Below are 19,248 nucleotides of genomic sequence, written 5' to 3' on the forward strand. Positions count from 1 at the left end.
AGTTTGGTCAGGTAAGGGTGGGTTCAATTCGTGCCGGTGACGAAACTCGTCCACAGGCGGGTCACCATGCGCAGCGATTTCGCATCGCGCGGCTGGGCGGCGAACAGGTGCTTCAGGGTTTCTTTCGAGAAATAGATGTTCGGGTTGTCGCGCACGATTTCGTCGACCATCGGCGTCGCCGCCCCGATGGCGTTGGGGTAGAGCGTGGCGTTGGTGAACCGCGCGCTGGCCTGCGGTGACAGCAGGAAATTCATCAGCGCATGGGCGTTGTCGGGATGCGGCGCATCGACCGGGACGGTCATGACGTCGAAGAAAATCTCGGTGCCTTCCCTTGGTACAAAATAGCGCACTTCGACGCCGTTCTTGGCGTCCGCCGCCCTGGCATTGGCGCCGATCGCATCACCGCTCCAGCCGAGCGCCAGGCAAAGGTCGCCTGCCGCCAGCTCGTTCATGATCGAGCCTGACTTGAAATGTCTGATGTACGGCTTGATGGCGGCAAGCAGCGCGCCGGCCTTGCGCAGCTCGGCCTCGTCAGTGGAGAACGGATCGAAGCCGAGATAATTCAGCGCCACCGACATGACGCCTTCCGGCGAATCGACCATGGCGATGCCGCAATCCTGGAATTTCGCGGCGATTTCCGGCTTGAAGATCATGTCGAGACTGTCGACCGGCGCATCCTTCATGCGCTCGGTGATCTTGGCCGGATTGTACATGATGCCGGTGGTGCCATAGGCATAGGGAACCGCGTAGGCGGCGCCGGGATCCTGCCTCGCGAGGAAGGCCATGATGTCAGGGTTGAGGCCGCCGGCATTGGGAAGCTTGGTCTTGTCGAGCTTCTGGATGGCGCCGGCCTTGGCGTATTGCCCGACCAGCGAGGCGCCCGGCATGATGATGTCGTAGCCCGAGCCTCCGGTCAGTGCCTTGGTCGTCAGCATGTCGACGGAATCGAACGTGTCGTAGACGACCTTGATGCCGGTCTGCTTTTCGAACTCCGCGATCGTGTCGGCCGGCACGTAATCGTACCAGAACAGAATGTTGACGGTCTTGTCCTCGGCGGCGGAAGCCGCGCTGCAAAGCGGGGACACAGCCAGGCAAAGCATCGAAGCGGCAAGCAGGGCAAGACGGCGCATGGGGCGGCTTTCCAGCAGAGGGCGATAACTGAAAACTGCCTGACACGGCATGAGCCGACAAACGGCATTTTCACTCGACTGAGTTGACAAAAACTCACCTCATCCTTCTCATGGCGGCATGCAGCTTCCTTCACTCAACGCGATCAGGGCTTTCGAGGCAGCGGCACGGCTGCGCAGCTTCAAGGAGGCGGCCGATGAGCTCAGCCTGACACCCTCGGCGGTCAGCCGGCACATCCGCACGCTGGAACAGGCGCTGGGCATCGAGCTGTTCGAGCGCGGCTTCCGGCAGGTCACCTTGACGCCCAAGGCGACGCATTATGCCCGCCGGCTTTCCTCGGCGTTCCGGGAGATCGAAAGTGCGACCGAGGAGACCGGGACGCACGCGAACAGCCGCCGGGCAAAGCGCGCTTCGCTGTCGATCAATGCCACCTTCATGAACCTGTGGCTCGCCGACCGCCTGCCGCGCTTTCGCGACCTGCATCCCGACTGCGAACTCGACGTGTCGATCCATGACGACGAGAGCCGGGGCGGCAATCCGAGCGCCGACCTGCGGGTGCTGTTCACGGTCGAGACCGGCGATGCCTCACTGGTGCCGATCGTCTCGCTGGTCATCTTTCCGGTCTGTTCGCCGGCCCTGCTCAAGGGCGCGAATGCACCAAGGCAACCCGCCGATCTCGTGAGATGCCGGCTGCTGCATGAGAACTCCACCGTGTGGTGGGAGGAATGGTTCGAGAAGGAAGGCTTGAACGGAGCCGACGCCAAACCCGGCCCGATCTTCCACGACCCGACGCTGGCCATCCGCGAAGCCGTCAATGGCGGCGGCGTGGCGCTGGCCGACAACATCATGGTCGAGGATCTTTTGGCCAGCGGCCAGCTGGTGGCGCCATTCGCGGTTCGGCACGCGATCCCGCAGAGCTATTATTTGCAGCAGAGGCCGGGCAACCGGAACGCCGCCAATATCAGGCTGTTTCGGGAATGGCTGCTTGCGGAGATTGGCAAGCACAGGCAGGTGATGGGGCTGGCGTGAAGGCCGCGTGCGGTAGGCGGCCTTCGCTAAGGCTTCGGGCCTTGCCTCACTCGAAAAGCCAAATCAATGGCTTTTCGTCCCCTGCACCGTTCGTCACGTCCCCGCCGTGTAGGCCGCGATCGCCGCCATGTTGACGATGTCTGAGTCCTTGGCGTTGAGCGACACGATCTGAACCGGCTTATTCAGGCCGACCAGCAGCGGGCCGATGACAGTGGAGCCGCCGAGTTCCTGCAGCATCTTGGTCGAGATCGAGGCCGAGTGGAACGCCGGCATGATCAGTACATTGGCCGGGCCGGTCAGCCTGATGAACGGGTACTGCGCCATGGCGCGGGCGTTGAGCGCGACGTCGGCGGCCATTTCGCCATCATATTCGAAATCGACACGGCGCTTGTCGAGGATGCGCACGGCCTCCTGGACACGCTCGGAGCGCTCGCCTTGCGGATGGCCGAAGGTGGAATAGGCGAGCATGGCGAGCCTTGGCTCGTAGCCCATGCGCCGCGCGAAGCCGGCGGCTTCCTCGGCGATGTCGGCGATCTGCTCGGCATTGGGCATGTCGTGCACGGCGGTGTCGGCGACGAGCACGGTTTTGCCGCGCGCCAGCACGATCGACACGCCGATGACGCGGTGGCCGGGCTTGGCGTCGATGACGCGGCGGATGTCGTCGAGCGCGGTGGAATAATTGCGGGTCACGCCGGTGACGATGCCGTCGGCATCGCCCAGCGCCACCATGCAGGCGGCGAAATGGTTGCGGTCGTTGTTTATCAGGCGCTGGCAGTCGCGGAAGAGGAAGCCTTTGCGCTGCATGCGCTCGTAGAGATAGTCGGTGTAGATGCCGTTGCGGCGCGACAGGCGGGCATTGATGATCTCGATGCCTTGCTTGTTGAGGTCGATGCCGGCGTGCTTGGCGTTTTCCTTGATGACATCGTCGCGGCCAAGCAGGATGGCTGTGCCGAGGCGCTGGTTCACATAGGACACGGCGGCGCGCATGACCTGCTCTTCCTCGCCCTCGGCGAAGACGATGCGCTTGGGCTGGCGGCGCACGCGGTCATAGATGCGCTGCAAGGTCGAGGCGATCGGGTCGCGGCGGGCGGACAGTTCCTGCGCATAGCGGTCGAGGTCGAGGATCGGCTTGCGCGCGACGCCGCTCTCCATCGCCGCCTTGGCCACCGCCAGCGGGATGGCTGAGATCAGGCGCGGGTCGAACGGCACTGGGATGATGTAGTTGGGGCCGAATTTCGGCCGGTTGCCCTGATAGGCGGCGGCGACATCGTCGGGCACGTCCTGGCGGGCAAGGGCTGCCAGCGCGCGGGCGGCGGCGATCTTCATGTCATCGTTGATGGTGGTGGCGCGCACATCCAGCGCGCCACGGAAGATGTAGGGGAAGCCAAGCACGTTGTTGACCTGATTTGGGTAATCAGACCGGCCGGTGGCCATGATCGCGTCGGTGCGGATTTCGGCCACTTCCTCCGGCGTGATTTCCGGATCGGGGTTGGCCATGGCGAAGATGATCGGGTTCTTGGCCATGGACTGCACCATAGCCGTGGTCAGCGCGCCCTTGGCCGACAGGCCGAGGAAGACATCGGCGCCATCCAGCGCTTCGGCCAGCGACCGCGTGTCGGTCTTGACCGCATGCGCCGACTTCCACTGGTTCATGCCTTCGGTGCGGCCCTGGTAGACCACACCCTTGGTGTCGCAAAGAATGATGTTCTCAGGGGCAAAGCCCATCGCCTTCATCAGTTCGATACAGGCGATGCCGGCCGCGCCGGCGCCGTTGCAGACCATTTTCGTGGTCTTCATGTCGCGGCCGGTGATTTCCAGCGCGTTGATCAGCCCGGCGGCCGAGATGATGGCGGTGCCGTGCTGGTCGTCGTGAAAGACGGGGATGTCCATCAGTTCGCGCAGCCGCTGCTCGATGATGAAGCATTCCGGCGCCTTGATGTCCTCGAGATTGATGCCGCCGAAGGAAGGCCCGAGGAAGCGCACGCAGTTGATGAACTCGTCGGCGTCCTCGGTGTCGACCTCAAGGTCGATGGAATCGACATCGGCGAAGCGCTTGAACAGCACCGCCTTGCCTTCCATCACCGGCTTGGAAGCCAGCGCGCCGAGATTGCCGAGGCCAAGGATGGCCGTGCCGTTGGAGATGACAGCGACCATGTTGCCGCGCGTCGTGTAGTCAAAGGCGCGTGACGGATCCTCGGCAATGGCCAGGACCGGCACCGCGACGCCAGGCGAATAGGCGAGGCTGAGGTCGCGCTGCGTCGCCATCGGCTTGGTGGCGACAACCTCCAGCTTGCCCGGGCGGCCCATGGCATGGAATTCGAGCGCTTCCTGCGCGCTGACGGACGGACCGTTGTTTTCGGTTTTCCTGGCCATGATGCTTTTGATTTCCTCACCGATGCAGCACCTCCTTGAAGCGGGTGCCTTGTCTGCTGCGAATTAAGACTACGCGCCGCCGCGTGTAAACCACCGAGCGCCCGAGAAAGCCGGTTCGTGTGCCTGCCGCGTCGATCAGTCCCGGCTAGGCGAAGCCAGCGCCTTGATCTTGCGCGCATGGTCGCGCGCAGGGGCCCAGTTCATCAGCATCTTCGTTCCGGGGAATGGCCATTGCGACAACGGCGGCTGGGTGCCGCCCTTGCGCTTCAGCAGCGCCGACAGGAAGGCCATCAGTTCCAGCCGCTGTGGCAGCACTTTTTCCAGCGTGCGGCCGCGAATTTCCTCACGTGGAATGTTTTTGTCCCGCAATGTCTCGACCGCGCGCCGGATGGCCGCCGGCTCCGGGTCGGCGATGATGCAATAGTCCGGATCGAAATAGACATCGCGGCCGCCGAGGCTTGGCGTGCTGACGATCGGCAGGCCCGCCATCAGATACTCCATCGAGGAATACATCGCGCCTTCCACCGCCGACAGGCAAAGCCCGACAGCGGCCTGGTTGTAGACATGGTTGACCTCTTGCGGCGACAGCCGGCCGGTCACGTCATCGACAACCGGGTTGGCGATGCGATGGCGGGGCGACTGCGCCTGCAGGCGCCGAACGAAAGCGCGCGCGCCGGCCGGCGGCAATTCGCCTATGGAATAGACGATGTGAACCAGGCTCTCTATGTCGAAGGCAAGGTGGTGCCGCTTGGTATCGGATATGCGGCCATTGTAGACGGCGTCGAATTCGACGGGAACATCCGGAAGCGGCCTAAAAACATCCTCTGATATCATCAGGTTGTGGTTGGAAAAAATGGCGTTGCCGCCGACTGCCTCGATCAGGCGGCGCTCTTCCTCGGTGTTGCACAGGAAGATGGCTTCGTGGCGAGGAAAATGCCTGGCATACCAAGCGAGATCACGGCCCATCTGGGCCACGACAGCCGGCCTCTCCATTGTCCAGCTCGGCATCAGCAGGAAAGTAACCTGTTGCGATGCCAGGCGCCGCCCGAGCGCGACGAATGGGTAAAGCGGGCGCGGACCGCCGACGGGCATGTAAAGAACCAGCGGATCGGAGCTGAATACATAGACGGAAACGTCAATGCCGCCGTCGAGATCCGACAGCGGCCCATCGGTCGGAAGGATGAAAGGAAACCGTTTGCGCGCCGAAATCCTCAGCTTGTTCCTGTTTCGATCGATGCGGCGCGCGGCCTTGAGCAACAGTCGCTGCAACGGCGAGCCGATCGGACCGACCAGCTCTTCGAACGATTCGTGCTTGTCCTTGTCCATGAACCGTCATCCCGCCGCTGACCCAGGACAATCATTATGCCGGGCACCAGATCGACGCAACATGGCCCTGGCGCTAGGCCTTGCGGCCAGGCATGTAAGAGGACGCACTATGCTGTGGTCTTCCCCTGTTTTCAGAGCCGCCGGCATTAAACCGCGCCGTCACATCTGCTAGCGTGACGGCATGAACATGCATATTTCGAACGAGCCGGACGCCCCAGAGGCGATGACGCCGACGCAACCTGTGGCCAGCGCCGTCACGCCGATGATGGAACAGTTCATCGAGATCAAGGCGGCGAACCCGGATTCGCTGCTGTTCTACCGCATGGGCGATTTCTACGAGCTGTTCTTCGACGATGCCGAGAAGGCGAGCCGGGCGCTGGGCATCGTTTTGACCAAGCGCGGCAAGCACCAGGGCCACGATATTCCGATGTGCGGCGTGCCGGTGCATGCGGCGGACGACTATCTGCAGAAACTGATCGGCCAGGGGTTCCGCGTTGCCGTCTGCGAGCAGATCGAGGATCCGGCTGAAGCCAGGAAGCGCGGCTCGAAATCCGTTGTGCGCCGCGACGTGGTGCGGCTGGTGACGCCCGGCACCATCACCGAGGACAAATTGCTGGCGCCGTCGGAATCAAGCTTCCTGATGGCGCTGGGACGGGTGAAGGGCGGCAGCAGCGATCATGCCTTCGCGCTGGCCTGGATCGACATTTCGACCGGCGCCTTCCGTGTCGCCGAAACGACCGCCGACCGCCTGCTGGCCGATGTCTTCCGCGTCGACCCGCGCGAGCTGATCGTCGCCGAGCCGGTGTTTTACGATCCCGAGCTGAAACCGGTGTTCGATGTTCTTGGCCGCGTCGCCAACCCGCAGCCACCGAGCCTGTTCGATTCGGCTTCCGCCGCCGGCCGCGTTGCCCGCTTCTTCGATGTGGCGACACCGGACAGTTTTGGGGCGTTTTCGCGCGCCGAATTGTCGGCGATCTCCGGCGCCATTGCCTATGTCGAGAAGACCCAGAAGGCCGAGCGTCCGCCGCTGTCTCGGCCTGAGCGCGAAGAAGCCGGTTCGACGCTGTTCATCGATCCGGCGACGCGCGGCAATCTGGAACTCTTGCGCACGCTGTCCGGCAGCCGCGAAGGCTCGCTGTTCAAGGCGATCGACCGCACGGTGACAGGCGGCGGCGCGCGGCTGCTCGCCGACCGGCTGATGGCGCCGCTGACCAATCCGGCGGCGATCATCGCCCGGCTGGATTCGGTGTCTTTCTTCCGTTCCGAAACGCGGCTGTGCCAGGCGGTCCGGTCATGCCTGAAGAGCGTCGCCGATATGCCGCGCGCCCTGTCGCGCCTGGCGCTCAACCGAGGCGGCCCGCGCGACCTTGGCGCGCTGCGTGCCGGTTTCGAGGCAGCAGGCGCGATCGCCGAGATTTTCGCCGCGACCGCCCTGCCCGGCGAATTGACAGCGGCACTGGCCACCATCAAGGCGCTGCCCGAAGCCCTTGCGCGGCATTTGACGCAGGCGCTGGGCGACGAATTGCCCTTGCTCAAGCGTGACGGTGGCTTCGTTCGTGGCGGCTACCACCCGGAGCTCGACGAGATGCGGGCGCTGCGCGACGAATCACGCAAGGTGATCGCCGGGCTGGAGCGCTCGCTGATCGACGAGACCGGCATTCGCTCATTGAAAATCCGGCACAACAATGTGCTTGGCTACTACATCGAGGTGACCGCCAACCATCACGCGATCATGACCGGCAGCGATGGCGCCAAGGCACGCTTCATCCATCGCCAGACCATGGCCAACGCCATGCGCTTCACCACGACCGAACTCGCCGAACTCGAGACGAAGATCGCCAATGCCGCCGACCGGGCGCTGAGCATAGAGCTCGCCGCCTTCGAGGCGCTGACGACGGAGGCCGTTGGCGAAGCTGAAAAGATCCGCGCCGGCGCCGATGCGCTCGCCGCAATCGACGTATCGGCGGCACTTGCCCTGCTGTCGGAAAGCGAAGCCTGGTGCCGGCCGGTGGTGGATTCCAGCCTGGCCTTCGAGATTTCCGGCGGCCGCCATCCGGTGGTCGAGCAGGCTTTGCGCCGCTCGGGTGAAGGACCATTCGTTGCCAATGACTGCGACCTGTCGCCGGAGAATGGCGCCAAGAACGGCGCGATCTGGCTGCTGACCGGCCCCAACATGGGTGGTAAGTCGACGTTCCTGCGGCAGAACGCGCTGATCGCCATCCTTGCCCAGACCGGATCGTTCGTGCCGGCGGCATCCGCCCATATCGGCGTCGTCGACCGGCTGTTCTCGCGGGTCGGCGCTTCGGACGATCTGGCGCGCGGCCGCTCGACCTTCATGGTCGAGATGGTCGAAACGGCAGCGATCCTCAACCAGGCCGGCGAACGGGCGCTGGTGATCCTCGATGAGATCGGCCGCGGCACGGCGACGTTCGACGGCCTGTCGATCGCCTGGGCGGCGGTGGAATATCTGCACGAGAAGAACCGCTGCAGGGCGATCTTCGCCACCCATTTCCACGAGATGACCTCGCTGGCCGGCAAGCTGGCGCGGCTCTCCAACGTCACCATGCGGGTCAAGGAATGGGAAAACGACGTCGTCTTCCTGCACGAGGTCGGCAAGGGCGCGGCGGACCGCTCCTACGGTGTGCAGGTGGCGCGCCTGGCCGGCCTGCCGGAAGCCGTGGTCGACCGGGCCAAGGAAGTGCTGCACCAGTTGGAGGAGGGCGAAGTCTCGGGCAAGACCAATCGCCTTGTCGACGACCTGCCGCTGTTTTCCGTGGCGGTGAAGCGCGAGGCGCCGAAGCCGGCGAAGAGCGATGCGCTGGGTGCCGCGCTCGGCGACATCAATCCCGATGAGATGACGCCAAGGGAGGCGCTGGAAGCGCTGTACCGGCTGAAGGGGCTGGCGGGCAAATAGTCAGATCATCTCCAGCCCGCGCTTGCGGGTCGGCGGCGGAAAAGCGCGGTCGAGATCGGCTATGTCCTCGCCGGTAAGTTTGATGTCGAGCGCTTCGAAATTTTGCCGGACATGTTCCTGCTTGCTTGCCTTGGGAATGGCAATGACGCCCTGCTGATGCATCACGAAGGCCAGCGCCACTTGCGCCGGCGTCACGGCGTGGCGGGCAGCGATGGCGTCAAGCTTGCCATTGCGCGCCAGCACGCCTTGCTCGACCGGCGAATAGGCCATCGTTGGAATGCCGCGCTGGAGACTCCATGGCATGAGATCGAACTCGATGCCGCGCCGTGAAAGGTTGTAGAGAACCTGATTGGTCTGGACCTGGTTTCCATCGGGCAGCAGCGCCAGTTCCTGCATGTCGTCGGTGTCGAAATTGCTGACACCCCAATGGCGGATCTTGCCCGCCTTGCGCAAGGCTTCAAGCGCCTCGACGGTTTCGGCCAACGGGACGCCGCCGCGCCAGTGCAGCAGATAGAGATCGAGGCGGTCGGTGCGCAGGCGCTTCAGGCTTTGTTCGCAGGCCTGCGGGACGCCGGTTCGCGAGGCGTTGGACGGCAGGACCTTGCTGACGAGAAAGACCTCGTCGCGCCGCCCGGCGATCGCCTCGGCCACAACGTCCTCGGCACCGCCGCTGGCATACATTTCGGCCGTATCGATAAGGGTGATGCCAAGGTCGAGCCCGAACTTCAGCGCCGCCACTTCCTCGGCATGGCGGCGCCTGTCCTCGCCCATCTTCCACGTGCCCTGGCCGAGCACCGGGATGGCCTCGCCCGAGGGCATTGTGGTGGTTCTCATGGCTGACGGCATTTTGAGGCTCCCGACGTCGTCGATCTGCGTCGCATCATAACCGCCGGGAGAACAAGGTGAAGTTGCTTTTCGCCGGCGCGGTCACTTCACCGGGTGAGCGGCAAGCCAATCCTGCATCTGCTTGATCTCGGCTTCCTGTGCGGCGATGACGCCCTCGGCCAATTTGCGGATTTCCGGGTCCTTGCCGTTGGCAAGCTCGACCTTGGCCATGTCGATCGCACCCTGATGATGCGGGATCATGCCACGGACGAAGTCGACATCGGCATCGCCGGTGTAATTGAAGCCCATCATGTCGGCATGCATCTTGTCCATCGCGGCTTTGTAGCCTTCGGTCGAGGGGCCCACCGCATCCATCGCCATGCCGGCCATGTCGTGTTTGGCCTCTTCGGCCTGCGCGGGAACGCTTTCAAGGAAGACGGCCAGCAGCATTCCGGCAGCCATCAGCAACAGCACGATCTTTTTAGCGAAGGTCATTCATGGTCTCCAGTTCCAGGGTTTCGTATTTGGGGGCTGATCTCAGAGTTTCAACGTCCTGAGCCGCAATGCGTTGGCGATGACCGACACCGAGGACAGGCTCATTGCCGCCGCCGCCAGCATCGGCGACAGAAGCGTGCCGGTGAGCGGGTAGAGCACGCCGGCCGCAACCGGCACGCCAAGCACGTTGTAGAGGAAGGCGAAGAACAGGTTCTGGCGGATGTTGCGGATCGTCGCCTGGGCCAGTGTCCGCGCCCGCACGATGCCGTTGAGGTCACCCTTGACCAGCGTGATCCCCGCACTTTCGACGGCGACATCCGCGCCTGTGCCCATGGCAATGCCGACATCGGAAGCGGCGAGCGCCGGCGCATCGTTGACACCATCGCCGGCCATGGCAACGCCCGCGCCCTTGGCGCGGAGTTCCTCGACCAGCGCGGCTTTCTGCTCCGGCAGGAGACCGGCCCGCACATCGTCGATGCCGAGGCTCCTGGCGATCGTCTTGGCCGTGCGCTCATTGTCGCCCGTCGCCATGACGATCCTGAGGCCGCTGGCATGCAGCGCCCTGATTGCTTCCGCCGTGGTAGCCTTGATCGGGTCGGCGACGGCAACGAGGCCCGCGAGCTTCTTGTCCACGGCAACGAACATCGCCGTCTTGCCTTCACCCTGCAGCGCCTTTGCCCGCTCGCCGAGCGAGGCGATCTCGATGTCGAGGTCTGCCATCATCGCGGCATTGCCGAGCGCGACATGCCTGCCCGACACCGTGCCGGAAACACCCTTGCCGGTGGCCGCCTCGAAGCCGCTAGCCTCGGCAATGCTCACACCACGCGCGCCAGCGCCTTCGACGATGGCTTCGGCAGCGGATGCTCGGAGCCCTTTTCCAGACCGGCGGCAAAGGCCAGCAGTTCGTCCTCGGAAAGGCTGCCGACCGCGACGACATCCGTCAGCTTCGGCTTGCCTTCGGTCAGTGTCCCGGTCTTGTCGACGATGAGTGTGTCGACAGAGGCAAAGCGCTCAAGTGCCGCGGCTTCCTTGATCAGCACGCCAGCATGGGCGCCGCGACCGGTGGCGGTCATGATCGACATCGGCGTGGCCAGCCCCAGCGCGCAGGGGCAAGCGATGATCAGCACCGACACCGCCGAGACGATGGCGAAGATCAGGCTGGGCTGCGGCCCGAAGGCCGCCCAGGCGATGAAAGCGGCGATCGCGACCAGAACGACAGCCGGCACGAAATAGAAAGAAACGCGGTCGGCCAAGCCTTGGATCGGGGCACGCGAACGCTGCGCCTTGGCGACCAGTTCGACGATGCGCGCCAGGGTGGTTTCAGCGCCAATCTTTTCGGCACGCATGATCAGCGAGCCGTTCTTGTTCAGCGTGCCGCCGGTGAGGGCATCGCCTTGCGTTTTTTCCACCGGCAGCGGCTCGCCCGTAATCATCGATTCGTCGATCGACGAGCGGCCTTCCAGCACGGTGCCGTCGACCGGAACCGCATCGCCTGGGCGGATGCGCAGGCGGTCGCCGGCCTTGACCGTGTCCAGCGGCACGTCGCTGTCGGAGCCGTCGGCGCCAATCAGCCGCGCGGTTTTCGGCGCGAGGTCGAGCAAGGCGCGGATCGCCGAACCGGTCTTTTCACGGGCGCGCAGTTCCAGCACCTGGCCGAGGAACACCAGCGCGACGATGACGGCGGCCGCTTCGAAATAGACCGGCACCGCGCCGTCATGGCCACGGAACTGATGCGGGAAGATGTCCGGAAACAGCGTGGCGATGACGCTGTAGAGATAGGCCGCGCCGACGCCGAGCGAAATCAAGGTCCACATGTTGGGGCTGCGGTTGATCACCGACTCCCAACCACGATGGAAGAACGGCAATGCCGCCCACAATACGACCGGGCTCGCCAGCGCCAGTTCCAGCCAGATCATCGCCCGTTCATCGACAAAGCGAGAAAATGTCAGGCCAAGCATCGGCGCCATGGCGATGATGAACAATGGCACCGACAGCGCCGCGCTGACCCAGAGCCGCCTGGTGAAATCGACCAGTTCGGGGTTCGGGCCTTCGTCGCCGGTCGGTACGCCCATCGACTCCAGCGCCATGCCGCATTTCGGGCAGGAGCCGGGTTTGTCGCGGATGATCTCCGGGTGCATCGGGCAGGTGTATTGCGTGCCCTTGGGCATGGCCTGCGGCAATGGCCGATCGCCAAGATATTTCTGCGGCTCCGCCTCGAACTTGGCCTTGCAGCCGGCTGAGCAGAAATAGAAACCCTGGCCCTCGTGGCGGGAAAAGTGCTTTGCCGTCGCACGGTCGACATTCATGCCGCAGACCGGGTCCGTCGCGGTCAGGAATTTCCCAGGCTCGGCGACGAATTTCGTACGGCAGCCCTGGCTGCAGAAATGATAGAGATGACCGTCATGATCGGCCGTCGGCTTGCCGGCCGCCGGATCGACGGTCATGCCGCAGACCGGGTCGCGGGTAACCGAGCCGGCAGCCGTGGCGTTGGGTTTCGGTGCACAGCAGCCGCTATGGGCGTGATGGTCGTGGTCGGAATGCGTCATTCTGATAAGCCTCGGTTCTCTCTATTGGCCGGAGGTAGTGCTTCCAGTAACTGGAAGGTCAAGAGGCTAATTTCGTTTTTCTGTTCCAATCGGCCATCGCCGCGCGCGTGTCCGCCCGCCCCATACCCAGAGCCGTGAAAACGCGCTATAGACGCCGCCGAAAAGGCAAGGCCAACCGGTACCTATGGCGAAAATCTCCCTGAAGCTCGATGAACTGATCGACGGCGAAGCCTTGCGCCGCGACATGACGGCGCTGACCGCCGCCACGGCCGGCGACGGCTCCGGGCAGGTTGCGCGCACGGGTGTTCTCCAGCTTCTCAAGGCCAGGCTAGCCGAGGGCCGCAAGACAGCCGAGCGCATGCTGATGGACGACGGCGGCGGCTCAGTGTGCGCCGCGCGGCTGTCGCACCTCATGGATGAGATCATCCGTGCGCTCTATGATTTCGCCACCACCCACGTCTACCGCGTGAAAAATCCGTCGTCGGCCGAACGCATGGCGGTGGTCGCCGTCGGCGGCTATGGCCGTGGCACGCTGGCGCCGGGATCCGACATCGACCTGCTGTTCCTGCTGCCCTACAAGCAGACGCCATGGGGCGAACAGACAGTCGAATACATGCTCTACATGCTGTGGGACCTGGGACTGAAGGTCGGTCACGCCACCCGCAACATCGACGAATGCCTGCGGCTGTCGCGCGCCGACATCACCATCCGCACCTCGATCCTGGAAGCGCGCTTCCTGTGGGGTGAGCAGAAGCTCTATGACGAACTCATGCTGCGCTTCGACCACGAAGTGGTGCGCACCACCGGACCTGAATATGTGCAGGCCAAGCTGGCCGAACGCGACGAGCGCCACGCCAAGGCCGGCGAAAGCCGCTATCTGGTCGAGCCGAACGTCAAGGACGGCAAGGGCGGCCTGCGCGACCTGCAGACGCTGTTCTGGATCGCCAAATATTTCTACCGGGTGCGCACCGGCGAGGAACTGATCGAGAAAGGCGTCTTCACCGAGGGCGAGTATCGCGAATTCCTGAAGACCGAGGACTTCTTGTGGGCGGTGCGCTGCCACATGCATTTCCTCACCGGCAAGGCCGAGGAGCGGCTGCATTTCGACATCCAGCGCGAGATCGCAGAACGGCTGGGCTACACCAGCCATCCGGGGCTTTCGGCGGTCGAGCGCTTCATGAAGCACTACTTCCTTGTCGCCAAGGATGTCGGCGACCTGACCCGCATCTTCTGCGCCGCGCTCGAGGAAGAGCAGGCCAAGCATGTGCCGGGCTTCAACCGCATCTTCCTGACCTTCTCGCGCCGCAAGCGCAAGCTGGCCGGCACCTCTGACTTCATCGTCGACAATCACCGTATCAACATCGCCGACGACCAGGTGTTCGAGCGCGATCCGGTCAATCTGCTCAGGCTGTTCTGGTTCGCCGACAAGCACGGGCTGGAATTCCATCCCGATGCGCTGAAACTGCTGACCCGGTCGCTCGGCCTCGTCAACAAGTCGCTGCGGCGCGACGAGGAGGCCAACCGGCTGTTCCTCGACATCCTAACCTCCGACCGCAATGCCGAACTCAATCTGCGGCGGATGAACGAGGCCGGACTGCTGGGCAAGCTGATCCCGGATTTCGGCAAGATCGTCGCCATGATGCAATTCTCGATGTACCACCACTATACGGTGGACGAGCACCTGATCCGCTGCATCGGGGTGCTGGCCGAGATCGAGCGCGGCGACGGTGAGAAAATCCACCCGCTGTCGCACACGCTGATGCCGGGGTTGAAGAAGAGCCGCGAGGCGCTCTATGTCGCGGTGCTGCTGCACGACATCGCCAAGGGCAGGCCGGAGGACCATTCCGAGGCCGGCGCCAGGATCGCGCGGCGCATCTGCCCGCATATGGGCCTGTCGCCCGCCGACACCGAAACCGTCGCCTGGCTGGTGGAGCACCACCTCGTCATGTCGATGACGGCGCAGACCCGCGACCTCAACGACCGCAAGACGATCGAGGACTTTGCCTCGATCGTGCAGTCGGTCGAGCGGCTGAAGCTGCTTTTGATCCTGACCGTCTGCGATATCAGGGGCGTTGGGCCGGGCGTCTGGAACGGCTGGAAGGGCCAGTTGCTGCGCACGCTCTACTTCGAAACCGAACTGCTGCTCACCGGCGGGTTTTCGGAGGTGTCGCGTGCCGAGCGCACGGCGGCGGCGCGCGAGCGGCTGGCGGAAGCGCTTGCCGAATGGCCGGAAAAGGCCCGCAAGCGTTATGTCGGCCTGCATTACGAAAATTATCTGCTGACCGTCGACCTCGCCGATCAGTTGCGCCATGCCGAGTTCGTCCGCGACGCGGACGATGCCGGCAACAAGCTCGCTACGATGGTCAAGACCTATCAGTTCGAGGCAGTGACCGAGATTACCGTGCTGGCGCAGGATCATCCGCGCCTGCTGTCGGTGATCGCAGGCGCCTGTGCGGCCGCCGGCGGCAACATCGTCGATGCGCAGATCTTCACCACATCCGATGGCCGCGCGCTGGACACCATCTTGATCTCCAGGGAATTCGACCGCGACGAAGACGAACGGCGCCGCGCCGAGCGCGTCGGCCGCCTGATCGAGGACGTCCTGTCGGGCAAGAGCTGGCTGCCGGAGATGATCGAAAAGCGCACCAAACCAAAACGTGGCGCCAAGGTGTTTCGTATCCAGCCGCGCGCCGAAATCCGCAACACGCTGTCAAACCGTTTCTCTGTCATCGAGGTCGAGGGGCTGGACCGGCCGGGCCTGCTGTCGGAGATCACCGGAACGCTGTCGGACCTGTCGCTCGATATCGCATCGGCCCACATCACCACCTTTGGCGAGAAGGTCATCGATACGTTCTACATCACCGACCTCACCGGCCAGAAGATCGACAGCCCGGCGCGCACGACCACCATCCGCAACCGGCTGATCGCGGCACTCGAAGGCATTGCCCCGGAACGCGGCGGCAAGTCCAAGGCCGCCGCCGAGTGACCATCACTTTGTCCCAATCCCACAGGCAGTCTCCAAACGCATGAGCCTTGTCAAAAAATTCGCCACGGTCGCTTCCGGCACACTGATGAGCCGCGCTCTCGGTTTCGGCCGTGAGATGCTGATGGCCGCCGCCCTTGGCACCGGGCCGATCGCCGATGCCTTCAACGCCGCCTTCCAGTTTCCCAACACCTTTCGCCGGCTGTTCGCCGAAGGCGCCTTCAACGCCGCCTTCGTGCCGCTCTTCGCCAAGGAGATCGAAACCCACGGCACCGATGGCGCCAAGCGCTTTTCCGAAGAAGTTTTCGGCGTACTGTTCACGGCGCTGCTGGCGCTGACCATTGCCATGGAACTGGCGATGCCGCTGATCGTGCGCTACCTCGTGGCGCCGGGCTTTGCCGGCACGCCTGGAAAATTCGATACCACGGTGGCGCTGGCCACCATCATGTTCCCCTACCTGATCTGCATGTCGCTCGCAGCGATGATGGCGGGCATGCTGAACTCGCTGCGCCGCTATTTCGCGGCTGCCATCGCACCCGCTTTTTTGAACATCATCCTGATCAGCGTGCTTGGCTATGCATGGTACCATGGGCTGGATGCGCGCGCGGTTGGCTTTAGCCTGTCCTGGGGCGTGCTGGCGGCGGGCATCGTGCAGCTCGCGATCGTCTGGGTGGCGGTGCGCAATGCCGGCATTGTGCTCGGTTTTCGCCGGCCGAAGATGACACCCAACGTCAAGCGCCTGCTGATCCTGGCGCTGCCGGCGGCGATCACCGGCGGCATCACCCAAATCAACCAGCTGATCGGCACGGCGATCGCCTCTGCGCAAAACAGCGCGGTGTCGTCACTGGCCTATGCGGACCGCGTCTACCAGCTGCCGCTCGGTGTCGTCGGCGTCGCCGTCGCCATTGTGCTGTTGCCCGAACTGTCACGGGCTCTGAAGTCCGGCAACCTGATCGAGGCGGCCAACCTGCAGAACCGCTCGGTCGAGTTCACGCTGTTTCTGACCTTGCCGGCGGCAGTCGCACTCTGGGTCATGTCGGAGCCGATCGTGCGGCTGGTCTATGAGCGCGGCGCCTTCGCCGCCAATCATTCGACGCCGACCGTCGCGGCGATCCTGGCGATCTTCGGGCTCGGGCTGCCGGCCTTCGTTCTGATCAAGGCGTTCACGCCAGGCTATTTCGCCCGCGAAGACACGCGCACGCCGATGATCTTTGCCGCCATCTCGGTGGCGGTCAACGTCACTATCGCGCTGTCGCTGTTTCCCACCATGGGTGCGCCCGGCATCGCCGTCGCCTCGGCCGTCGCCGGCTGGGTCAACGCCGTGATGCTGCTTGCCGTGCTGATCCGGCGCGGCCACTGGGGCCGCGACGTGCCCCTGCTGAAGCGCATTCCTCGGCTGGTCCTCTCGGCGGTGGTGATGGGTATCGCGCTCTATTTCGCCGAACACTGGTTCGAGGTGAGGCTTGGCCCCGGCTCGCCGCTCATCATCAAGGCGACGACCGTGCTGTCGCTGGTCGCCGGCGGAGCGATGCTTTACTTCGTCACCGCCTTCGCCACCGGCGGCGCCGATTTCGGCATGATCCGCCGCAATGCGACGCGAAAAGGACCTTCGCCAATCAAGGAACAGTCTCCAGATCCGTGAGCCTGAACTCGTCGTCCGTGGATAGGATTGGAACAGCGTAGTAACGTGCGCAGGCGTAGTGGAAGCAGTCAGCCATGTTCAGGCGGATTGCGTTGTTTCGAAACCGGGATGCCGCCTCGACAGACAGCGCAGCCGCTTCCGAGGCGGGCGGAAGCTCACGCAGCGCAATCGCCCGATCCTCAAGAAAGCGACCGACTATTTCCAGGCTCCTGGCAACCGGTATGGCCAGCTTTTCCGATCGCGAAAGTGCCATCGCTGCTTCCCAGACAGCTATTGACGACGTGAATGGAGCCGCCGCCTCCATGATTGCCTTCGCACAACGATCGGCTTCGGCCTCAAGGCTCAATATCGCGACAATGGCGGCGGCATCGACAAACATTATTCGTCGCCGGACAGTTCATCGTAGACCGAACGCGGCAATGGTTTGCGCGCCTGCTCGCTCAGTTGAATCCCAAACTCGGCCCGAAGCCGCGCCGCTGTCTGCAGCGGCGTCTCGCGGTTGCGCCGACGCTCCAGGGCTTCACGCATGGCGATCACAATCGCTTCGGTGATACCGACGCCCTCGACCTTGGCGAAAGCGCGCGTCAGGCTGTCCGCCTCTTTGTTGTTGATGTTGATAGTCATCTGAGTGCCCTCGATGTACATAGAATTATGTAGCTACCTACATGATAGTGTCAACACACCTGGCAACCTCTTGATCCGCAGCTTGCTCTCGTCCATAAGCGCGCCGTCGAAAAACTTTCGCCGCGCGCGGTTTCCAGCCGCATGATCGGCTCCGGAAAATCCGCAACTTTTCGGAATCATGCTTATACGGCCCTCCACAAGCCAAAGGGGACAACATGACCGCCTTCAAGCCACTCGTCTTCTCCGGTGTCCAGCCGACCGGCAACCTGCATCTCGGCAACTATCTCGGCGCCATCAAGAAATTCGTAGCGCTGCAGGACACGTCCGACTGCATCTACTGCGTCGTCGACCTGCATTCGCTGACCGCGCAACTCGTTCATGACGACCTTAGGGATCAGACCCGCTCGATCACCGCGGCGTTCCTGGCTTCCGGCATCGACCCGACGAAGCACATCGTCTTCAACCAGTCGCGGGTGATGCAGCACGCCGAACTCGCCTGGATCTTCAATTGCGTCGCCCGCATCGGCTGGATGAACCGCATGACGCAGTTCAAGGACAAGGCCGGCAAGGACCGCGAGAACGCTTCGCTCGGCCTGCTCGCCTATCCCTCCCTGATGGCCGCCGATATCCTGCTCTACCGCGCCACGCATGTGCCGGTGGGCGAGGACCAGAAGCAGCACCTGGAACTGACCCGCGACATCGCGCAGAAGTTCAACAACGACTTCTCCGACCGGATCGCTGCCATTGGCGTCGGCGTCGAGATGCAAGTCGGCGAGGAGACGGTGAACGGCTACTTCCCGCTGACCGAACCGGTCATCGGTGGCCCGGCCGCGCGCATCATGTCGCTGCGCGACGGCTCCAAGAAGATGTCGAAGTCGGACCCGTCCGATCTGTCGCGCATCAACCTGACCGACGATGCCGATGCCATCTCGAAGAAGATCCGCAAGGCCAAGACAGATCCGGAAGCCTTGCCGGGCGAACTGGACGGCCTCGCCGGCCGGCCGGAAGCGGAGAACCTCGTCGGCATCTATGCCGGACTGGCCGAGATTTCCAAGGAAGCCGTGCTGAAGGAATATGGCGGGCAGCAGTTCTCGGTGTTCAAGCCGGCACTGGCCGACCTTGCCGTGGAAAGGCTGGCGCCGATCGCCAGCGAGATGCGCCGCATTTCCGATGACCGCGCCTATGTCGACGCGGTGCTGAAAGATGGCGGCGAACGGGCCGGCGCCCTGGCCGAAAAGACGATGAAGACGGTGCGCGACATCATCGGACTGCTGCAGGACTGATCCGCACCAACACAGCCACGCAGACCGGCGGCTTGCCGCCGGCCCGCGCGGGTGGCAGATTGCGGTCGAAAAACCACCGA

General features: G+C 63.7%; 12 protein-coding genes and 1 pseudogene. 5 read left to right on the forward strand and 8 right to left on the reverse strand.

The genetic code is table 11. The features are described from left to right. Nucleotides 1-23: 23 nt before the first annotated feature. Nucleotides 24-1,130, reverse strand: coding sequence for a polyamine ABC transporter substrate-binding protein (locus GA829_RS00945; protein WP_195176734.1), 1,107 nt, complete (start codon nt 1,128-1,130; stop codon nt 24-26). A 118-nt stretch (nt 1,131-1,248) separates the two neighbouring features. On the opposite strand from GA829_RS00945, the gene GA829_RS00950 reads away from it, so the two are divergent. After that, the gene (locus GA829_RS00950) at nt 1,249-2,157 is read left to right on the forward strand and encodes a LysR substrate-binding domain-containing protein (protein WP_195176735.1); all 909 of its coding nucleotides are present in this window, start codon (nt 1,249-1,251) and stop codon (nt 2,155-2,157) included. 93 nt (nt 2,158-2,250) lie between these two features. On the opposite strand, the gene GA829_RS00955 is transcribed toward GA829_RS00950, so the two are convergent. Together GA829_RS00955 and GA829_RS00960 are read right to left on the reverse strand one after the other, a co-directional pair. After that, the gene (locus GA829_RS00955; RefSeq protein WP_195176736.1) at nt 2,251-4,530 is read right to left on the reverse strand and encodes an NADP-dependent malic enzyme; all 2,280 of its coding nucleotides are present in this window, start codon (nt 4,528-4,530) and stop codon (nt 2,251-2,253) included. Between the two features lie 135 nt (nt 4,531-4,665). Continuing rightward, nucleotides 4,666-5,856 (reverse strand): glycosyltransferase family protein, encoded by a 1,191-nt coding sequence (locus GA829_RS00960; RefSeq protein ID WP_195176737.1) that lies wholly within the window; start codon nt 5,854-5,856, stop codon nt 4,666-4,668. Between the two features lie 223 nt (nt 5,857-6,079). Between GA829_RS00960 and mutS the strand changes: the two genes are divergently transcribed. Next, on the forward strand, nt 6,080-8,770 hold the full coding sequence (gene mutS / locus GA829_RS00965; protein WP_258052317.1) for a DNA mismatch repair protein MutS: 2,691 nt from the start codon (nt 6,080-6,082) through the stop codon (nt 8,768-8,770). Here mutS and GA829_RS00970 read toward each other — a convergent pair whose 3' ends face one another. From GA829_RS00970 to GA829_RS00980, 3 genes and pseudogenes are all read right to left on the reverse strand, one after another. Beyond that, on the reverse strand, nt 8,771-9,616 hold the full coding sequence (locus tag GA829_RS00970; protein ID WP_195176739.1) for an aldo/keto reductase: 846 nt from the start codon (nt 9,614-9,616) through the stop codon (nt 8,771-8,773). A gap of 81 nt (nt 9,617-9,697) precedes the next feature. After that, complete coding sequence (copM, locus tag GA829_RS00975; protein ID WP_195176740.1) at nt 9,698-10,090, reverse strand: CopM family metallochaperone; 393 nt, start codon at nt 10,088-10,090, stop codon at nt 9,698-9,700. Between the two features lie 42 nt (nt 10,091-10,132). Beyond that, nucleotides 10,133-12,636, reverse strand: a pseudogene (locus GA829_RS00980) (heavy metal translocating P-type ATPase). Between the two features lie 184 nt (nt 12,637-12,820). Between GA829_RS00980 and GA829_RS00985 the strand changes: the two are divergent. Together GA829_RS00985 and murJ are read left to right on the forward strand one after the other, a co-directional pair. Then, on the forward strand, nt 12,821-15,622 hold the full coding sequence (locus GA829_RS00985; RefSeq protein WP_195176741.1) for a [protein-PII] uridylyltransferase: 2,802 nt from the start codon (nt 12,821-12,823) through the stop codon (nt 15,620-15,622). A gap of 40 nt (nt 15,623-15,662) precedes the next feature. Then, on the forward strand, nt 15,663-17,261 hold the full coding sequence (murJ, locus tag GA829_RS00990; protein ID WP_195176742.1) for a murein biosynthesis integral membrane protein MurJ: 1,599 nt from the start codon (nt 15,663-15,665) through the stop codon (nt 17,259-17,261). Here the strand turns inward: murJ and GA829_RS00995 are convergent. Together GA829_RS00995 and GA829_RS01000 are read right to left on the reverse strand one after the other, a co-directional pair. Next, nucleotides 17,236-17,640: a type II toxin-antitoxin system VapC family toxin gene (locus GA829_RS00995; RefSeq protein WP_195176743.1), complete on the reverse strand. Its 405-nt coding sequence runs from the start codon at nt 17,638-17,640 to the stop codon at nt 17,236-17,238. The genes murJ and GA829_RS00995 overlap by 26 nt on opposite strands. Beyond that, a complete protein-coding gene (locus GA829_RS01000) occupies nt 17,640-17,906 on the reverse strand; it encodes a type II toxin-antitoxin system VapB family antitoxin (protein ID WP_374940377.1) in 267 nt (88 codons plus the stop codon). The genes GA829_RS00995 and GA829_RS01000 overlap by 1 nt, the downstream gene beginning before the upstream one ends. Before the next feature lie 194 nt (nt 17,907-18,100). Here GA829_RS01000 and trpS point away from each other — a divergent pair, with 194 nt between their 5' ends. Beyond that, nucleotides 18,101-19,168, forward strand: coding sequence for a tryptophan--tRNA ligase (gene trpS, locus GA829_RS01005; RefSeq protein ID WP_195176744.1), 1,068 nt, complete (start codon nt 18,101-18,103; stop codon nt 19,166-19,168). The last annotated feature ends 80 nt before the right edge of the window (nt 19,169-19,248 follow it).

The organism is Mesorhizobium sp. INR15 (genome assembly GCF_015500075.1).
Classification (GTDB): Bacteria; Pseudomonadota; Alphaproteobacteria; order Rhizobiales; family Rhizobiaceae; genus Mesorhizobium.

What these genes read in the sequence shown, in the direction of transcription:
- GA829_RS00945 (WP_195176734.1), bottom strand. Translation starts at nt 1,130, where the DNA reads ATGCGCCGTCTTGCCCTGCTTGCCGCTTCGATGCTTTGCCTGGCTGTG.
- GA829_RS00950 (WP_195176735.1), top strand. Translation starts at nt 1,249, where the DNA reads ATGCAGCTTCCTTCACTCAACGCGATCAGGGCTTTCGAGGCAGCGGCA.
- GA829_RS00955 (WP_195176736.1), bottom strand. Translation starts at nt 4,530, where the DNA reads ATGGCCAGGAAAACCGAAAACAACGGTCCGTCCGTCAGCGCGCAGGAA.
- GA829_RS00960 (WP_195176737.1), bottom strand. Translation starts at nt 5,856, where the DNA reads ATGGACAAGGACAAGCACGAATCGTTCGAAGAGCTGGTCGGTCCGATC.
- mutS (WP_258052317.1), top strand. Translation starts at nt 6,080, where the DNA reads ATGACGCCGACGCAACCTGTGGCCAGCGCCGTCACGCCGATGATGGAA.
- GA829_RS00970 (WP_195176739.1), bottom strand. Translation starts at nt 9,616, where the DNA reads ATGCCGTCAGCCATGAGAACCACCACAATGCCCTCGGGCGAGGCCATC.
- copM (WP_195176740.1), bottom strand. Translation starts at nt 10,090, where the DNA reads ATGACCTTCGCTAAAAAGATCGTGCTGTTGCTGATGGCTGCCGGAATG.
- GA829_RS00985 (WP_195176741.1), top strand. Translation starts at nt 12,821, where the DNA reads ATGGCGAAAATCTCCCTGAAGCTCGATGAACTGATCGACGGCGAAGCC.
- murJ (WP_195176742.1), top strand. Translation starts at nt 15,663, where the DNA reads ATGAGCCTTGTCAAAAAATTCGCCACGGTCGCTTCCGGCACACTGATG.
- GA829_RS00995 (WP_195176743.1), bottom strand. Translation starts at nt 17,640, where the DNA reads ATGTTTGTCGATGCCGCCGCCATTGTCGCGATATTGAGCCTTGAGGCC.
- GA829_RS01000 (WP_374940377.1), bottom strand. Translation starts at nt 17,906, where the DNA reads ATGTACATCGAGGGCACTCAGATGACTATCAACATCAACAACAAAGAG.
- trpS (WP_195176744.1), top strand. Translation starts at nt 18,101, where the DNA reads ATGACCGCCTTCAAGCCACTCGTCTTCTCCGGTGTCCAGCCGACCGGC.